At 63.0% G+C, this 16,556-nt stretch carries 15 protein-coding genes and 1 pseudogene; 9 read left to right on the top strand and 7 right to left on the bottom strand.

Features of this window, described 5'->3' with window-relative positions:
• The first annotated feature begins 7 nt into the window (after positions 1 to 7).
• The 4 genes from secF to I7X09_RS00070 all read left to right on the top strand — a co-directional run bounded on the left by secF (position 8) and on the right by I7X09_RS00070 (position 6,025).
• Positions 8 to 1,207 (top strand): protein translocase subunit SecF, encoded by a 1,200-nt coding sequence (gene secF / locus I7X09_RS00085; protein ID WP_166809790.1) that lies wholly within the window; start codon positions 8 to 10, stop codon positions 1,205 to 1,207.
• A 2-nt stretch (positions 1,208 to 1,209) separates the two neighbouring features.
• Positions 1,210 to 2,940 carry an ABC transporter substrate-binding protein gene (locus I7X09_RS00080; RefSeq protein WP_200314970.1) on the top strand — a complete coding sequence of 577 codons (1,731 nt, stop codon included), beginning with the start codon at positions 1,210 to 1,212 and terminating at the stop codon, positions 2,938 to 2,940.
• On the top strand, positions 2,937 to 3,515 hold the full coding sequence (locus I7X09_RS00075) for an adenine phosphoribosyltransferase (protein ID WP_124569776.1): 579 nt from the start codon (positions 2,937 to 2,939) through the stop codon (positions 3,513 to 3,515). The genes I7X09_RS00080 and I7X09_RS00075 overlap by 4 nt, the downstream gene beginning before the upstream one ends.
• 98 nt (positions 3,516 to 3,613) lie before the next feature.
• Positions 3,614 to 6,025 carry a RelA/SpoT family protein gene (locus I7X09_RS00070; RefSeq protein ID WP_124569688.1) on the top strand — a complete coding sequence of 804 codons (2,412 nt, stop codon included), beginning with the start codon at positions 3,614 to 3,616 and terminating at the stop codon, positions 6,023 to 6,025.
• Between the two features lie 51 nt (positions 6,026 to 6,076).
• On the opposite strand, the gene I7X09_RS00065 is transcribed toward I7X09_RS00070, so the two are convergent.
• Both I7X09_RS00065 and I7X09_RS00060 read right to left on the bottom strand, forming a co-directional pair.
• Entirely contained in the window at positions 6,077 to 6,889 is an 813-nt protein-coding gene (locus I7X09_RS00065) for a peptidylprolyl isomerase (protein WP_435054181.1), read from the bottom strand.
• On the bottom strand, positions 6,889 to 7,770 hold the full coding sequence (locus I7X09_RS00060; RefSeq protein ID WP_124569687.1) for a peptidylprolyl isomerase: 882 nt from the start codon (positions 7,768 to 7,770) through the stop codon (positions 6,889 to 6,891). The genes I7X09_RS00065 and I7X09_RS00060 overlap by 1 nt, the downstream gene beginning before the upstream one ends.
• A gap of 194 nt (positions 7,771 to 7,964) precedes the next feature.
• On the opposite strand from I7X09_RS00060, the gene I7X09_RS00055 reads away from it, so the two are divergent.
• The 4 genes from I7X09_RS00055 to I7X09_RS00040 all read left to right on the top strand — a co-directional run bounded on the left by I7X09_RS00055 (position 7,965) and on the right by I7X09_RS00040 (position 11,604).
• Positions 7,965 to 8,645 (top strand): MBL fold metallo-hydrolase, encoded by a 681-nt coding sequence (locus I7X09_RS00055; RefSeq protein ID WP_095973604.1) that lies wholly within the window; start codon positions 7,965 to 7,967, stop codon positions 8,643 to 8,645.
• A gap of 15 nt (positions 8,646 to 8,660) precedes the next feature.
• Positions 8,661 to 9,932 (top strand): histidine--tRNA ligase, encoded by a 1,272-nt coding sequence (gene hisS / locus I7X09_RS00050; RefSeq protein WP_124569685.1) that lies wholly within the window; start codon positions 8,661 to 8,663, stop codon positions 9,930 to 9,932.
• Positions 9,922 to 10,551, top strand: coding sequence for a hypothetical protein (locus I7X09_RS00045; protein ID WP_200314968.1), 630 nt, complete (start codon positions 9,922 to 9,924; stop codon positions 10,549 to 10,551). The genes hisS and I7X09_RS00045 overlap by 11 nt, the downstream gene beginning before the upstream one ends.
• Positions 10,552 to 10,617: 66 nt before the next feature.
• Positions 10,618 to 11,604: a malate dehydrogenase gene (locus I7X09_RS00040; protein WP_200314966.1), complete on the top strand. Its 987-nt coding sequence runs from the start codon at positions 10,618 to 10,620 to the stop codon at positions 11,602 to 11,604.
• Positions 11,605 to 11,637: 33 nt separating this feature from the next.
• On the opposite strand, the gene I7X09_RS00035 is transcribed toward I7X09_RS00040, so the two are convergent.
• Both I7X09_RS00035 and I7X09_RS00030 read right to left on the bottom strand, forming a co-directional pair.
• On the bottom strand, positions 11,638 to 12,867 hold the full coding sequence (locus I7X09_RS00035; protein ID WP_234036754.1) for a hypothetical protein: 1,230 nt from the start codon (positions 12,865 to 12,867) through the stop codon (positions 11,638 to 11,640).
• On the bottom strand, positions 12,864 to 13,193 hold the full coding sequence (locus I7X09_RS00030) for a type VII secretion target (protein WP_200314964.1): 330 nt from the start codon (positions 13,191 to 13,193) through the stop codon (positions 12,864 to 12,866). Before I7X09_RS00030 ends, I7X09_RS00035 begins: the two co-directional genes overlap by 4 nt.
• A 174-nt stretch (positions 13,194 to 13,367) precedes the next feature.
• Here I7X09_RS00030 and otsB point away from each other — a divergent pair, with 174 nt between their 5' ends.
• A complete protein-coding gene (otsB, locus tag I7X09_RS00025) occupies positions 13,368 to 14,156 on the top strand; it encodes a trehalose-phosphatase (RefSeq protein WP_234036753.1) in 789 nt (262 codons plus the stop codon).
• A gap of 9 nt (positions 14,157 to 14,165) precedes the next feature.
• Here the strand turns inward: otsB and I7X09_RS00020 are convergent, their stop codons facing one another.
• The 3 genes and pseudogenes from I7X09_RS00020 to I7X09_RS00010 form a co-directional block, all read right to left on the bottom strand.
• On the bottom strand, positions 14,166 to 14,966 hold the full coding sequence (locus tag I7X09_RS00020; RefSeq protein ID WP_200314953.1) for an alpha/beta fold hydrolase: 801 nt from the start codon (positions 14,964 to 14,966) through the stop codon (positions 14,166 to 14,168).
• Between the two features lie 134 nt (positions 14,967 to 15,100).
• The gene (locus tag I7X09_RS00015; RefSeq protein WP_095973611.1) at positions 15,101 to 15,892 is read right to left on the bottom strand and encodes an ABC transporter permease; all 792 of its coding nucleotides are present in this window, start codon (positions 15,890 to 15,892) and stop codon (positions 15,101 to 15,103) included.
• Positions 15,892 to 16,554, bottom strand: a pseudogene (locus I7X09_RS00010) (AAA family ATPase); the annotation flags it as partial. The pseudogene I7X09_RS00010 and the gene I7X09_RS00015, both read right to left, overlap by 1 nt.
• Positions 16,555 to 16,556: the final 2 nt, after the last annotated feature.

Raw genomic sequence — 16,556 nt, 5'->3', positions numbered from 1 at the left:
CTCCCCGATGGGGTCCGACAACAGTTCCTCGGCCGCGTCCTCCGATGCCGCAGCCCGATCGGAGATCACCGACTCCGGCGTCGACCAGGGCGCGATGCCCAAGCACAGCTGGCTCTCGCGTCTGTACACCGGAACGGGTGCGTTCGAGGTCGTCGGCAAGCGTCGCTTCTACTACGGACTGACCGGCGCTCTGGTCGCGATCGCGTTGCTGAGCATCATTTTGCGCGGCTTCACCTTCGGTATCGACTTCGAAGGCGGATCGCGCATTCAGTTCCCGGCCGAGGGTGGAGTCGAGACGTCGGCGGTGGAAACCGTGTACTCCGACACACTCGGCTTCGAGCCCGTCAGCGTGCAGACGGTCGGCTCGGGTGCCAGCGCCACCGTGCAGATCCGGTCGGAGACGTTGAACGCGACGCAGATCAACGATCTTCAGTCTGCTCTCTTCGACGAGTTCCAGCCCAAGGACAAGAACGGGAACCCGTCGGCGCAAGCCATCAGTTTCGCGGACGTGAGTGAAACCTGGGGCGGCCAGATCACCAAGAAGGCGCTGATCGCGCTGATTGTGTTCCTGGTGATCGTGAGTATCTACATCGCCATCCGCTTCGAGCGCGACATGGCGGTAGCAGCCATCGTCGCGTTGTTCTTCGACATCATCGTCACTGCCGGCGTCTATTCGCTTGTCGGTTTCGAGGTGACGCCCGCGACGGTGATCGGTTTGCTCACCATTCTCGGCTTCTCGCTGTACGACACAGTGGTGGTGTTCGACAAGGTCGAAGAGAACACCCGCGGTGTTCTGCATCTGACGCGTCGTACGTACGGCGAGCAGGCCAACCTCGCGGTGAATCAGACCTTGATGCGATCGATCAACACGACCGTCATCAGTGTGCTTCCGGTGATCGCGCTGATGGTTGTCGCGGTATGGATGCTCGGCGTCGGCACGCTCAAGGACCTTGCGCTCGTTCAGCTCGTCGGCATCATCGTCGGTGCGTACTCCTCGATCTTCTTCGCGACGCCGCTCCTGGTGTCGATGAAGGAACGCTGGGGACCCGTCGCCGCACACACTCGTAAGGTGCTCGCTCGCCGGGCTACGCTGGCCGAGAAGGGTACGCAGGCGGTTGCCGTCGGCGCACCAGTTGCACGTCGTGCGCCGGTTGCTCCGCAGCCGGGTGCGCGGCCGACCGGAAAGCGAAACAAGAAGGGGCACTGAACATGCTCCCAAGGACACGCACACTGGTTCGATCGATGACGTTCGTTGCAGCCACTGCGGTGGCTGCGGGTTCGTTGGCGGCCTGCTCGGAAAGCTCCGAGCAGGTTCCCTCCATCGGATACGCCATCGACAACTCCATCTCCACGTACAACGCCAAGACGACAGCCGGATCGGTGTCCGGGGCGATGGCCGCGTTCGGCCGGGTGCTTCCCGGCTTCACGTTCACGGGCCCGGCCGGGGCACCGGTGTCGGACACCGACATCGGAACGGCGTCGGAGTTGCCCGGTGACGTCCTCACGGTCTCGTACAAGCTCAATCCGGCGTCCGTGTACTCCGACGGAATTCCGATGTCCTGTGACGATCTGGTCCTCACCTGGGCGGCGTCGAGTGGCAAGTTCACCAAAGACGTCGATGGGGTCGTGAAGCCCATGTTCGACACGGCGAACAATCTCGGATATGCGGACATCGACCGGATCGACTGCCAGAGCGGGTCGAAGGACGCGACTGTCTTCTTCAAACCCGGGCGGTCGTTCACCGATTGGCGATCTTTGTTCGGTGCGACTGCATTGATGCCTTCACACATCGTGACGCAGCGCGCCGGCGTCGGCGACGTCGTGAGTGCGGTGAATGCCGGTGACACCGAAGCGTTGTCGAAGATCGCGGACTTCTGGAACACCGGGTGGAACCTGACTCCCGGGCAAGTGGACACCTCCGTACTGCCTTCCGCTGGTCCGTATCGAATCGACTCGTACAGTGCCGATGACGGTCTGGTGCTGGTCGCGAACGAGCGGTGGTGGGGTAACAAGCCGGCGACCGATCGCATCGTCGTCTGGCCACGTGGTGTGAATCTGACCGAGGACCTCGACAAGAACTCGATCGAGGTCGTCGACGTCGCTTCCGGGTCGGCAGGCGAACTCGGCACTCCGTCCGGGTTCGATGTCCAGCAGATTCCGTCGCGGTCGATCGAGCAGTTCGTTCTCGCGACTTCGGGCGCGCTGGGGGACGAGGCCGCGCGCCGTGCCTTCGCGCATTGTGTTCCGCGGACAACACTTTTCGAGAAGTTCGGACAGACGGAGAATGCGCCGCAGGCCGGTCTGGGTTCCGGCGTGGTTGATTCACGACTGATGGCGCCGGATTCACTGGTCTACGGCGACGCCGCCGCGGTCGACGGTGATCGGTACGCCAATGCCGACGTCGAGGCCGCGAAGACGTCGTTGTCGGAAGCCGACCTCGATCAGTTGACCGTCCGGGTCGGGTACCTCGCACCGGACCCGGTGCGGGCGCAGATCGTCTCCGAGGCGAAAGCCGCGTGTGCTCCGGCGGGAATCACGATCGAGGACGCGAGTAGCGACAGCTTCGATCCGGCGAGTCTGCAGTCCGGGGGAGTCGACGCTGTGCTTTCCGGCATGGCAGGCAAAGTCGGTGCAGGCGGCACAGCGAGCATGATCGACGCGCGTGGAGCATTGCGATCGGGCAACGGCGCAAACCTCGGAACGTACGGAAACGCAAGGATCGATCAGATCATCGATCAGTTGAACGTGGATGCGAGCACCAGTGCGCAATTGGGACTCTCGGTGGAGGCGGAGAACATCCTGTGGACCCAGGTGCCTACGATTCCACTGTTCAATCAACTACGAACTGTCGCTGTAGCCCCAGGCATGTCGGCAGTGTTGGTCAATCCGACTCGGGCCGCTACCGGCTGGAACATGGACAGATGGGTACTACGCAGATGAGCGTCTCGAACGGTGTTGCCTTGCACACGACTGAAGAATTGATCGCAATCCGCCGGGCTGCCGGAGACGCCGTTGTTCGGTTGACCCGCTGGGCGGACAACTTTCCCGGTCCCGGGGTTCGGTTCGCCGATCTGACTCCGGTGTTCGCCGACGCCGAGGGATTCGGAGCCGTGCTCGACGCCCTTGTCGCCTGCGCTCCGGACGCCGACACGATCGCCGCCGTCGATGCTCGCGGTTTCCTGCTCGGTGCCGGCGCGGCCGCGAAGATGGGCGCGGGAGTAGTTGCCGTGCGGAAGGTCGGCAAACTGCCGCCGCCCGTGCTGTCTCGTTCGTACAGCCTCGAGTACGGATCGTCGACACTCGAGATCCCGGCAAACGGCTTCGATCTCACCGGACGGAATGTTCTGGTGATCGACGACGTTCTGGCTACCGGAGGGACACTCGAGGCGGCTGTACAGTTGGTTGAGTTGGGTGGAGCTAACGTCGTCGGCGTCGCAGTGGTGCTCGAGATCGAGGAATTGCGCGGCCGTGATCGCTTCTTGAAGTACCCACTGACATCCCTGGTGAAGGTCTGAGTATTAAAGTTGTCTCCTGGGGGTCGAGTTAGACCTCCAGGGCAATTACCCGATGCAGGGCGGTTGCCTCATCCAACTCGGTGGTAGGAGGTGGCGACATGACGTCGAATCTTGATCGATCACAGAACTCGGGTGCAGTGTCGCAGGAGACGGGTGCAGTTCCCGCTCCGGAGACGACACCATCGAAGTCCGCGGTTCCTGACGTTTCGGGATCAGCGCAAACTCCCGGCAATCGGGGTGGGCAGAATCTGGCCGTGCCCGCTTCGGCCTCCCGTAGGGTGCGTGCCCGGCTTGCGCGGCGCATCACCGGTCAGCGCAATGCCACCATCCGCCCGGTACTCGAGCCGTTGGTCAGCCTCCACCGTGAGCTGTATCCGAAGGCCGACCTCGCGCTGCTCCAGCGTGCGTACGACGTCGCCGAGGACAGACATTCGAGCCAGCGGCGCAAGTCCGGCGATCCGTACATCACGCATCCGTTGGCCGTCGCGAGCATTTTGGCCGAGTTGGGTATGGACACCACCACCCTCGTCGCAGCCCTTCTGCACGACACCGTCGAGGACACCGGTTATTCGCTCGAAGAGTTGACCAAGGACTTCGGTGACGAGGTCGCTCACCTCGTCGACGGAGTCACCAAACTCGACAAGGTCGTTCTGGGCACCGCAGCCGAGGGCGAAACCATCCGCAAGATGATCATCGCGATGGCGCGGGACCCACGCGTGCTCGTGATCAAGGTTGCGGATCGTCTGCACAACATGCGCACGATGCGATTCCTTCCGCCCGAAAAGCAGGCACGTAAGGCCAGAGAGACTCTCGAAGTCATTGCGCCACTTGCGCATCGGCTCGGAATGGCGACCGTCAAGTGGGAACTCGAGGACCTCTCGTTCGCAATCCTGCACCCGAAGAAGTACGACGAGATCGTTCGACTGGTCGCTGACCGCGCGCCTTCTCGAGACACCTATCTGGCCAAGGTTCGCGCCGAGATCAACTCGACTCTGTCCGCCTCGCGGATCAATGCCATCGTCGAGGGCCGGCCCAAGCATTACTGGTCGATCTATCAGAAGATGATCGTCAAGGGCCGCGATTTCGACGACATCCACGATCTGGTCGGCGTGCGCATTCTGTGTGAAGAAGTGCGTGACTGTTACGCCGCGGTCGGCGTTGTCCACTCGCTGTGGCAGCCGATGGCCGGACGCTTCAAGGACTACATCGCGCAGCCGCGCTACGGCGTCTACCAGTCGCTGCACACCACCGTCGTGGGACCGGAAGGCAAGCCCCTTGAGGTCCAGATCCGGACCCAGGACATGCACCGGACCGCGGAGTTCGGTATCGCCGCGCACTGGCGGTACAAGGAGACCAAGGGCAAGCACGCCGGCGACATCGCCGAGGTCGACGACATGGCGTGGATGCGTCAGCTACTCGACTGGCAACGTGAAGCGGCCGATCCGGGGGAGTTCCTCGAATCGTTGCGTTACGACCTCGCCGTCAAGGAGATCTTCGTCTTCACGCCGAAGGGTGACGTCATCACGTTGCCTGCCGGATCGACTCCCGTTGATTTCGCGTATGCGGTGCATACCGAGGTCGGCCACCGATGCATTGGTGCCAGGGTCAACGGCCGACTGGTCGCACTGGAACGAACTCTCGAGAACGGCGAAGTCGTGGAGGTCTTCACGTCGAAGGCTGCCACCGCCGGGCCGAGCCGAGATTGGCAGACGTTCGTCGTCTCGCCGCGCGCCAAGGCGAAGATCCGTCAGTGGTTCGCGAAGGAACGCCGCGAAGAGGCGCTCGAGTCCGGCAAGGATCAGATCGCGAAGGAAGTCCGCCGTGTGGGACTTCCGTTGCAGCGGTTGATGAATGCCGAATCGATGAGCACGATCGCGCACGAACTTCGCTATCCCGACGTCTCGGCGTTGTACACGGCGGTAGGCGAGAGCCAGGTGTCGGCGCACCACGTCGTGCAGCGTCTCGTTGCTCATCTGGGCGGCGTCGGCGCCGTCGAGGAGGAATTGGCCGAGCGTTCGACGCCGTCGACCATGCCGGTACGCACCCGCAGTACGGGCGACTCCGGAATTCTTGTTCCCGGAGCGCCGGGCACGGTGGCCAAACTGGCAAAGTGTTGCACGCCGGTTCCGGGTGATTCGATTCTGGGCTTCGTCACGCGCGGCGGAGCGGTCAGCGTGCACCGTACCGACTGCACCAACGCCAACTCGCTCCACGATCAGTCGGAGCGAATCATCGACGTCGAATGGGCACCGTCAGCGACGTCGGTGTTCCTGGTCGCGATCCAGATCGAGGCGCTCGATCGTCATCGGTTGCTTTCCGACGTCACCAAGGCGTTGGCCGACGAGAAGGTGAACATCCTGTCCGCCTCGGTCACCACGTCCGGCGACCGAGTGGCAATCAGCAAGTTCACCTTCGAGATGGGCGACCCGAAGCATCTGGGTCATGTGCTGAATGTGGTTCGCAATGTGGAAGGCGTTTACGACGTCTACCGCGTGACCTCTGCTTCGTAACTGCTGTGCGCCTTTATTAACCGCGGGCGGTTAATAAAGGCGCACAGTGGGTCAGGCGACTACTGCAGTCTCGATGGTGATCGGGGTGTTGGGTGCACCGCCGCCGGTTGCGCCCATGCCACCGTCGTCGCCGTCGGCTGCGATTTTCTCGATCGTCGCCAGGCCGGCGTCGTCGATCTTTCCGAAAACCGTGTAGTCAGGCGGCAGCATCGAATCCTCGTAGACGAGGAAGAACTGGCTGCCGTTGCTGTCAGGTACGGACGAATGAGCCATCGCCAGAGTGCCGCGGGGGTAGACGACCGGCAGCGACAGCGCCGGGTCGTTCCCAGCGTATGTGGTCGTGGGGTACTCATTTGCAAACTGGTACCCCGGTCCACCGGTGCCCTTACCCGACGGGTCGCCGCATTGGAGAATCTGCAGACCTGGCATCGTCGAAAGTCGATGGCACGGGGTGTCGTCGAAGAATTTCTGCTCGGTCAGGCTCTCGATGCTGTTGACAGTGCAGGGGGCTGCTGCGCGGTTCAGTTCCATCCCGATCGGGCCGGCCGTAGTCGTGAGCGCGACGTTGACGGTTCCCTCGGTGGACACACCCGTGGAGTTCGGCGGATTGACGGTTTTGGCTGCACCCGCCGCGCTCGGGTACGAGCAGTCGACGGTCGCCGACGCCGGAGTCGGGACAGGCGGGAGTGCGTCGAACTGTGACATGTCGAGCGGCGGCATGGCAGCCGTTGTCGTCTTCGCCTTGGAGGTACTGGACGGCGAGTCCGAGCTACCGGAATCACTGGAACAACCAGCCAGAAGCAGCGCGGCGGCGCTTGCAGCGGCAATGACTACAGGAAAGCGCATCACGGGATTACGTCGCATCAGTCGAGCCTTACTGTCTTGATGTCGGTGGTCAGATTCGGCTTGCCGTCGCCCTCTGGCGTCGATCCGCCGGCCGCGACCTTGTCCAAAGTGGCGAGCCCGGTTTCGTCGATCGTGCCGAAAACCGTGTACTGCGGCGGGAGTTGTGAGTCGCCGTAGACGAGGAAGAACTGGCTGCCGTTGCTACCGGGTGCCCCGGTGTTGGCCATCGCAACCGTGCCGCGCGCGTAGGTGACGGGCTCTTGCGCTGCCGGGTCGGTGGTGGCGTAGGCCGTGGTGGGGAACTCGTTGTCGAATCCGTAGCCCGGTCCGCCGGTGCCGGTGCCCGACGGGTCACCGCACTGCAGAACCTGGAGCGAGGGGCTCGTCGTCATACGGTGGCAGGTGGTGTCGTTGAAGTAGTCCTGCTGCGCCAAGCTCACGAAGCTGTTGACCGTGCACGGCGACTTCGTTCCGTCGAGCGTGAGCCCGATGTTTCCCTGCGAGGTCTCGACGCTGATGCTCGGCGTCGCGTCGGGCGCGGTGGTGGGGATTCCGTCGGTACGAGGCGGATTGTTGGCCTTGGACGCGGTAGCGCCGTCAGCCGGGTACGAGCAGGACACCGTGTCGGCGAGCGGCGTCGACAGTCCGGCAGGCATGGCACCCGCAGTCTGTGGCGTGAGGCTCGAGTCGTCGGCAGCAGTGTTGGTGGTGTTCGCGTCGTCGTCACTGCGGTTGCTCAGCCAGATGAGTCCACCGACGACACCGACCACGACAACCACGCCGAGCGCAGTTCCGGCGATCGTCATCTGCTTGCGCTTGCGGGCACGTTCTGCGCGGCGTTCGAGCTGACGCTCGAGCTTGCGTTTCGCCGCCTCGCGGCGTTGCTCGTTACTCGGCACTGCTGTAGTCCTCCGTATCGCGGGTGGATCGTGGTCGGCCGGCCGAGCGACACCCTGGGGTCGGCTTCGGCAAGCGGCTCTACTCGTCGTCAGAGTCTCCCATTGCAACCTGAGAACTTACTGGCGGGGCAGCAGCTTAGGCTGTAACCGACACCGTGTTGTTCGTTTCCACCCTTCGAAGAGGAGTTGCCCCCGTGCTCGTCACTGGTTTTCCGGCCGGGATGTTCCAAACCAACTGCTACATACTCGCCCAGGACGACGCGTGCGAATGTGTGGTCGTCGATCCAGGGCAGGACGCGGCCGAGCCGCTCTTCGAATATCTCGACTCCAAAGACATGACGGTCAACGCGGTCCTGTTGACACACGGCCATCTCGATCACGTGTGGTCGGCCCGCGAGGTCTGTGAGCGGTACTCCGTACCCGCGTACATCCATCCCGAGGATCGCTACATGCTCAGTGATCCGGCACGGGGAATCGGCCCGACAATGAAGGAATTCATCCAGGGTATGACGTTCGTGGAGCCGGACGAGGTGATCGAACTGGCCGATGGAGACAAGATCACCGAGGCCGGAATGTCTTTTTTCGTGGACCACACACCCGGGCACACGCAGGGATCCGTGGTGTTCCGAACCCAGGCGAACACGGAGACCGGACCCGTGGACTTGGCGTTCACCGGTGACACGCTGTTCCAGGGTTCGATCGGACGCAGCGACCTGCCCGGCGGAAATCACGAGCAGTTGCTCGCCTCGATCGCCCGCAAGCTACTGGTACTCGGCGACGAGACAGTGGTCCTGCCCGGGCACGGTGGTAACAGTTCGATCGGCGCCGAGCGAAGCTCGAACCCGTTTCTCGTTGGACTCAGCGCACAAGAATAAGGAAAAGTACCTCTCGTGAGTAAAGCCAGCACCTTCTCTGCACCCAAGGGTATTCCGGACTACGTTCCGCCGCAGTCAGCCGAATTCGTCGCCGTTCGTGACGGTTTGACGCGCGCCGCCAGATTGGCCGGATACGGCCACATCGAATTGCCGATCTTCGAGGACACCGGATTGTTCGCGCGCGGCGTCGGCGAGTCGACCGACGTCGTGAGCAAAGAGATGTACACGTTCGCCGACCGTGGCGACCGTTCGGTGACGTTGCGTCCCGAGGGAACCGCCGGTGTGATGCGTGCGGTCATCGAGCACAGCCTCGATCGTGGACAGCTGCCGGTCAAGGTCAGCTACGCGGGCCCGTTCTTCCGCTACGAGCGTCCGCAGGCCGGTCGTTACCGCCAGTTGCAGCAGGTCGGCGTCGAGGCCATCGGGATCGACGACCCCGCACTCGACGCAGAGGTCATCGCGATCGCCGACGCCGGATTCCGGTCATTGGGGCTCGACGGCTTCCGCCTCGAAATCACCTCGCTCGGCGACGACACCTGCCGACCGCAGTACCGCGAACTGCTGCAGGAGTTTCTCTTTGCACTCCCGCTCGACGAGGACACGCGTCGACGCGCCGAGATCAACCCGCTTCGCGTGCTCGACGACAAGCGCCCGGATGTGCGTGAGATGACTGCGGGCGCACCGCTCATGCTCGATCACCTGTCGGAGAGCTGCAAGGCACACTTCGACGAGGTACTCGCGCACCTGGACGCCTTGGGTGTTCCCTATGTCGTCAACCCGCGCATGGTTCGCGGCCTCGACTACTACACCAAGACGACCTTCGAGTTCGTGCACGACGGACTGGGCGCGCAGTCCGGAATCGGTGGCGGTGGTCGCTACGACGGTCTGATGGAACAACTGGGCGGACAGCCGCTCTCGGGGATCGGATTCGGAATCGGCGTCGACCGCACTGTTCTCGCGCTCGAGGCCGAGGGTAAGTCGGTAGCACCACCGGCACGTGTCGATGTGTTCTGTGTGCCGATGGGTACCGAAGCGAAGGCAGCGCTGGTGAAGATTGCTCACCAGCTGCGTGCCAACGGAATTCGAGTTGACATCGCCTACGGAAATCGTGGTGTGAAGGGCTCGATGAAAGCGGCCGACCGCTCGGGTGCCGCAATCGCGTTGGTTCTCGGCGAGCGTGAACTCGAAGAAGGCGTGATCGTCGTCAAACAGTTGGCGACAGGTGAGCAGGAGTCGGTGGCACTCGACCAGGTCGTCGACAAGCTCGGGGATCTCGTTGAGCACTGAGGCCGAACCGGTTTCGCTCGATCTGGTTCCCGTGGCGTTGATCGCGCCGCGGCTGAAGAAGTTCGCTGTCGTCGTGGTGGTGTTCGGTGTTGTCGTCGGGTTGATCGTCAGTGTTTTCTCGACGGCGACCGTGGGAGCGATCGTCGGTGCCGTCATCGCGGTGCCGACGTCGCTGGCCATTCTGATGACGTTGCGCCGACACATCACCCTGTACGGCAACAGGATTCGGGCTCAAGCCGGCTTCCGAACCAACGACGTCGACGTCGCCGAGGTACTCACAGCGGCGCTGACGGTGCGATCCGGCCGGATCAGCGAGGTCAGCCTGACGCTCGGCGACGGGCGGTCCACCGTGCGAATCCCGCTCGCGTTGTATACCGCGGGTGGCGGGCGCGAGTTGGAGATCCTTGCGCTCCGCAAACTCGCCGACGCCCTGGCAGCCAGCGAGTTGGTACCGGCGGCCGCGTTGTCTTCGGTCCTGATCGAACAGTTGCGTGCCGAAGCCCGCGGCGCCGGGCTGGACGAGCGTCCGCTGTACCGCGCCGTCGAACTCGTGACGGCGGCGGGACGAGTGCCGAGAACCACACTGACAGACCACGAAGTGGCCGGATTACTCGACTAGCGTGGAAACCGTTCTTACAGCGTTGTAGAACGGACAGTCGTGAAAACGGCAGGTGAGGAGTCGGCAATGAGTATTGCGCCCGTAACCGTCACGGTGACCGGAGCGTCGGGTCAGATCGCATACGGAATGCTTTTCCGCATAGCTGCGGGGGAGATGCTCGGCGCTGACGTACCGATCAAACTTCGACTGCTTGAGATTCCCGCCGCCGTGTCCGCTGCCGAAGGCGTTGCGATGGAACTCGAAGACGGCGCATTTCCGTTGCTGAGCTCCATCGACATCACCGACGATCCCGATGTTGCCTTCTCCGGTGCGAACGTCGGCATGCTGGTCGGTGCGCGTCCGCGGAGCAAGGGCATGGAGCGCGCCGACTTGCTGAGCGCGAACGGCGCGATTTTCACAGCGCACGGGAAGGCGATCAACAACAACGCCGCCTCGGACGTCAAGGTGCTGGTCGTCGGCAACCCGGCCAACACCAACGCTCTCATCGCGATGAACAACGCGCCGGATGTACCCGATACTCGGTTCAGTGCGTTGACGCGTCTCGACCACAACCGAGCGATTGCGCAGGTGGTGAAGAAGACCGGCGTTCGTGCGTCGTCGGTGCGCAAGGTGTCCGTCTGGGGAAACCATTCGGCGACGCAGTACCCGGACCTGTCCCACGCGACCGTCGCGGGTGAGCCTGCGCTCGCGGTGATCAACGACCGCGACTGGGTGGAGAACGATTTCATCCCGACTGTGCAGGTACGAGGCACCGCCATCATCGCTGCGCGTGGATCGTCCTCGGCGGCAAGTGCGGCCAGCGCGTCTATCGACCACGTCCGCGACTGGGTGATCGGAACGGCCGAGGACTGGGTGTCCATGGCCGTGTGTTCGGACGGTTCCTACGGAGTGCCCGAAGGATTGATCTCGTCTTTCCCGGTGACCTGCGCCGATGGTGAATTCACTATCGTTCCCGACCTCGCGATCGACGACTTCTCGCGCGAACGGATTGACCTGTCCGTCAGCGAATTGGAGCAGGAGCGCGCGGCGGTACGGGAGTTGGGCTTCGTCTGAGGTTGTAATGCCGCCCCGGCCGGGAAGTCCCGATCAAAGATCTCGGAACAGATACTGATCGGGATTCTCGGCACCGAGCACGGGCGGTGACACCATCGGTAGGTCGTCGACCATCGAATTCTCGTCGCCGGCAGTCACGAGATACCCCGGGGTAGTGCGTGACGACTCGTCGTCCCGAGATCCGCGGGGTCCACCGCCCAACATGCCGCCCGGCGACATGCCAGCACTGGCGGCCGCCGACGATGGTGCACCCAGGCCGGGCGTTGCTATCGGGACCGGTTGAGCCGCAGTAACTCCCGCTGCGCCCCTTGCAATTCCACCGATAGTGCCGCTTCCACCCACCCATGCTCCACCGGAGCTCGTCGTCGCACTGGGTGACGGCGACCCGCCAGCTGTGAGTGACGTCGACGAATTGCCCGCGCCCCACAACTTGTCGACGCCGGTCGCAAGTCCGGCGCCTGCCTGCGCCGCCGAGGTCCGGACTGCGTCGGTGCCTGGCTGAGTGGAGTCCTGGTGGGTGGAGTACGCGTCACCGGCATCGGTTGAGGCAGACAGAGGTTGGGCGATCTGACGGGCGGCGTTGTTGATTGCCTCCGGAGTGACCAGGTTGGACAGTGCCTCACTGGTCGGTGGAGTCGGAACTGGGATCGACCCGGCAAGGGCGTTCATGGCTGCGGTGTGCCCGAGCATCTCCCCACGAGTCCGAGTCACCGACGCGACGGCTGCCTGCATGTGTTCAGCTGCCGAGGCAAGCAACATCGCCTGTCCTGGCGGTGTCCACGCGATCGGCGCAGCAGCTGCAACCGTGGTGGCGAAGGACTGCGCGATTGCCGCGAGATTCGCGTTGCCTCGCTGCACCGATTCCGCGGCGGCGGCAGCAGTTTTCGATATCGCGGTTCCGCGTTCGCTCAATTCGGCGCCGCTGTTCTGGGCGGATCGCGACAGTTCGGTCGCGGCTTCACTACCGGTGCTGTTCCAGGTCTGGCCCACCTCGGCGACCGCGCTTTGGGACAGTCCCATGGCGTGGTCGATGAGAGTGGACGCCTGATCGAAGATGCCGACGGGATCGATGCCCGCAAAAGTGCCTGTGCCGAGACTCTTCCCGAGTTCGATCAAGGGCGCGAACAGATCTTCGATTCCGGGTAGCGCCGGTACCGGTATGCCGGCGAGCATCGATTCGACCGCGTTGTTCGGCAGTACCGGGGCCGGAGCACCACCGTGAAGGAATTCGATGACGGTCGTCGAGTCGTCTTCGGTGCTCACGCGGTCGCGCCCGTCGATCCAGCCGCAGCGGTCAGATCTGTTGCGATTGCTTGATCTGTGGTGTCGTAGGCCTGCGCGGCTGCACCGGCCGTTGCGGCGTTGCCGGCGTAGAACGTGGCGAGTGCTGCAACATCTTTGGTGTGTGTGGCCTGAGCGCGCGCGAATGCTTCGAGAAATTCGATCCCGGCGGGGCCCACGGCCGGTGCGACTGCAGCGATGTTTGCACCCAGATCGACGGCGGCGGCCTGCGCGATGCGTCCTGCCGCTTCGGTCGACGTCGAGCCGTACTTTCGGATGCCGTCAGTGACGACAGTCAATTCGCTCATCATTACCCCCCAGTTTGGTAAGCGTCGTGAGAACTTTAGCGGACCAATGTGGGGATGTGCAGGGAGAGGACGCGACCTACTCAGCGGTTCCGGACAACCTGGACGAAGTGGCAGAGATTACATTCGGCTCCGGTGTTGGTATTGCGAGTGCGATCGATTTGGCACACTCGAACCATGCGAACCGCTTCGGACGTCATCCTCCGACTCACGTCCGATCCAGCTCGTGCGGGACTGGTGATGGATTTCGACGGAGTGCTTGCACCCATCGTCGACGATCCGTCGGCGAGTGCACTCCTGCCCGGCGCCGAAGACGTGCTCGCGACCCTGGCGCAGCACCTCTGTGTGGTCGGCTTGCTCTCGGGACGGCCGGTGTCGTTCTTGCGAGAGCGGCTCAGCTTGAATTCCGTTGTGCTCATGGGTTCCTACGGCGTCGAGACCTGGACGGACGACGGAATCCAAGTGCTTCCGGCAGTCGCGGCGTTCAGCGATGCTGTCACCGAAGCAGAAGCCGAACTGCGCCGCTTGTTCGACTCTCAGGCAGTTCCTGGCATCCATGTCGAGAGCAAAGGCCTTGCGGTAGCAGTGCATTGGCGTCGGGCCGCGGATCGAGTGGCCGCGCAGCGCCTGGTGGAAGCGGCGACAACAGGAATCGCGAGCCGGACCGGGTTGCGTCGTGAGCCCGGCAAGTTGGTCGAGGAATTGCGCCCACCCGTTGAGGAGGACAAGGGAACAGGCCTCCTTCGCGCGATCGCAGCCGCAGGGGTCGACGTCGTCGCGTATGCGGGCGACGACCGGGGTGACCTACCCGCCTTTGCTGCTGTCCTTGCCTCGGGTGGAGAAGCGTTGGTGGTCAAGGGCGATGACATTGCACCGGAGGTGGCTGCTGTCGACGGCGTCCAGTTCGACGGCCCGCAGGCGTTTCTGGAGTGGATGAAAGAGCTTGCCGCGCAACTGGAACGCTGACACGTAGGGTCAGTCTGCCAGGAACTCGGCCAGCGCGCGGTTGACCTCTTCCGGGTTGTCCTGTGTGCATTGATGTCCGACACCGCTGATCACCACCCGGCGAGTCAGGTCGGGGAGTTGTTCACTCAGCGCGTCGTAGATGCGATCGAGTTGGCGCGCCATGTCTACCTCTCCCCGCATCAGGAGGGTCTCCTTTCGGGGTGCCGTATCCACCGGGCAGAGTGACGCGAACCCGCTTGTTCCCAAATCCAGCCACGTCTGCCGTCCGGCGGCCAGCATGCAGTCGGCAACGTATCTGCGAGTTGCGGGATTTCGACTCGACCACCGACCACTGTAAAAGGCAAAGGGGCCCCACGGAATTCGTCGATACAGATGTGTGCCGATCTTGATCGCCGAGGCAGCGGCGGCACTCATTTCCCGGTGCTGTCCAGGGCTGCCGATCATGACGAGCTTGTCGACTCGATCCGGATAGCGGTGGGTGAACTCCTGCGCAATGTTTCCGCCGAACGAGTGTCCGACGATGCTTGCCCGATCGATTCCGAGCGAGTCGAACATGACCTTCACGTCGTCGATCACAGTGTCGAGAGTGGCGCGGTGGCCTTCCTTCAGGATGGACAGCCCTTGACCGCGTAAATCGGGTAGCACCAGGGAATAGGCCCCCGCGAGTTCCGCGACCTGGTCGTCGAACATTCGATGATCAACTCCGGCGCCATGCAGGAAGACCACGCATTTCCGGTCGAGCGCCGACGTGCGCCACACACGCATCTCGGTGCCCGGAGTGGAAATCGTCTGGGTTGTCAGAGTCTGCATCGCTGTCCGTTGCCTCAGTTCGTTGCCGAATCGAATAGAAGTGAGCCTATCCTAAGTTATGTGAACTTCGGTTGTGGCAACGAGAAACTGGCCGTACCGGAACCATCTCCGGTGCGGCCAGTCGTGGTGTTCGGTCAGGCGTCGCGCTTGTTGACGACGGCGATGCTGATTCCGAAAACCACCAGAACAAATGCGGCGAAGTAGAACAGGCTTCCCCAAGGGCCCCAATGAAAATTGGTGCTCGAACCCGAAGAGAGGAAGTGGTCGGCGTTGGCGAACGGGAGGAACGGTGTGACGTTTCTACCGAAGGATCCGAACATGCCGAACAGGCTCTCGATGAGCAGCGGCCACAGCAGCAGTAGTGCAATAGCTCCGGCAGATTGACGGAGGAGTGCTCCGACGGCGATAGCGAGGACGACGCAAAGGAACGCGAAGATCGGTACGCCGTAGACGGCGCGCCAGGCATCGGCGTTGTCGAGTGCCAGGTTGGTGGAACCTTCAGTGCCTGCAGCAGCTTTGGTGATGAAGACTGCGCCGAGCATGAGGACAAAGGACAGCACCGCTCCGAAGGCTCCGATCAGGCCGGCTTTCGCGATCAGAACCGACGCCCGACTCGGGATGGCTTGGAAGGTCGTGCGGATGATGCCGAAGCGGTACTCGCTGGTGATCGCGAGCGCCGCCATGATCATCAGGACCATGACGCCGAAGCCGGAAACTCCAAGCCCCGCGTCGTTGAACGTGGGGAGGAATTTCTCGAAATCAGGAGTTCCTGATGCGGCTTCGTCGTTGTACGCCTGAATGCTCGAACTCGACGAACGCCCGATCATCCAGGCGACGCCCAACCCCAGGACGATGATGGTGATCGTGCACCACAGCGGGGACTTGGTCGTGGTGATCTTGATTCGTTCAGCACTGAGAACAGCCATTACAGTGCACCTCCCATAGCGTGCTGTGTGTTTGCGTGGTGGGCTCCGGCACCCGGATCGACACCGGATGCGTGGTACTGGACATCGTCTCCGGTCAACTTCATGAACGCGTCCTCGAGCGATCCCTGCTGGGACGCCAACTCGTGCAACACGATTCCCTGCGAGCCAGCCAGACCACCGATCACATCGGTGGTCGAATCCACGACCACCAACACCGGCTCCGATCCTGAATGCTCCTCGCGGACAGTCAGTCCGTGGGCAGTCAATGCGGCATGGAGAGCGTCGAGTTGTGGGCTACGCACGCGCACCGTCGACTCCGACGAACGATCCACGAACTCCGCCACCGTCGAATCCGAAATCAACCGACCCCGACCGATCACCACCAACTGCTCCGCCGTCAACGCCATCTCCGACAGAAGATGACTCGACACCAACACTGTGCGGCCCTCAGCCGCCAACCGCTGCATGAACTTACGAATCCAGACGATGCCCTCCGGATCGAGACCGTTGACCGGCTCGTCGAACAACAACACCTTCGGATCCCCCAACAACGCACCCGCCAACCCGAGACGCTGCGACATACCCAACGAGAACCCGCCGGCCTTCTTGCCCGCCACCTCGGACAACCCGACCAACCCGAGCACCTCGTCCACCCGGGACTTCG

The organism is Rhodococcus sp. P-2, assembly GCF_016598535.1.
Taxonomy (GTDB): domain Bacteria; phylum Actinomycetota; class Actinomycetes; order Mycobacteriales; family Mycobacteriaceae; genus Rhodococcus_F; species Rhodococcus_F baikonurensis.
This window is presented reverse-complemented; position numbering and strand designations above follow the sequence as displayed.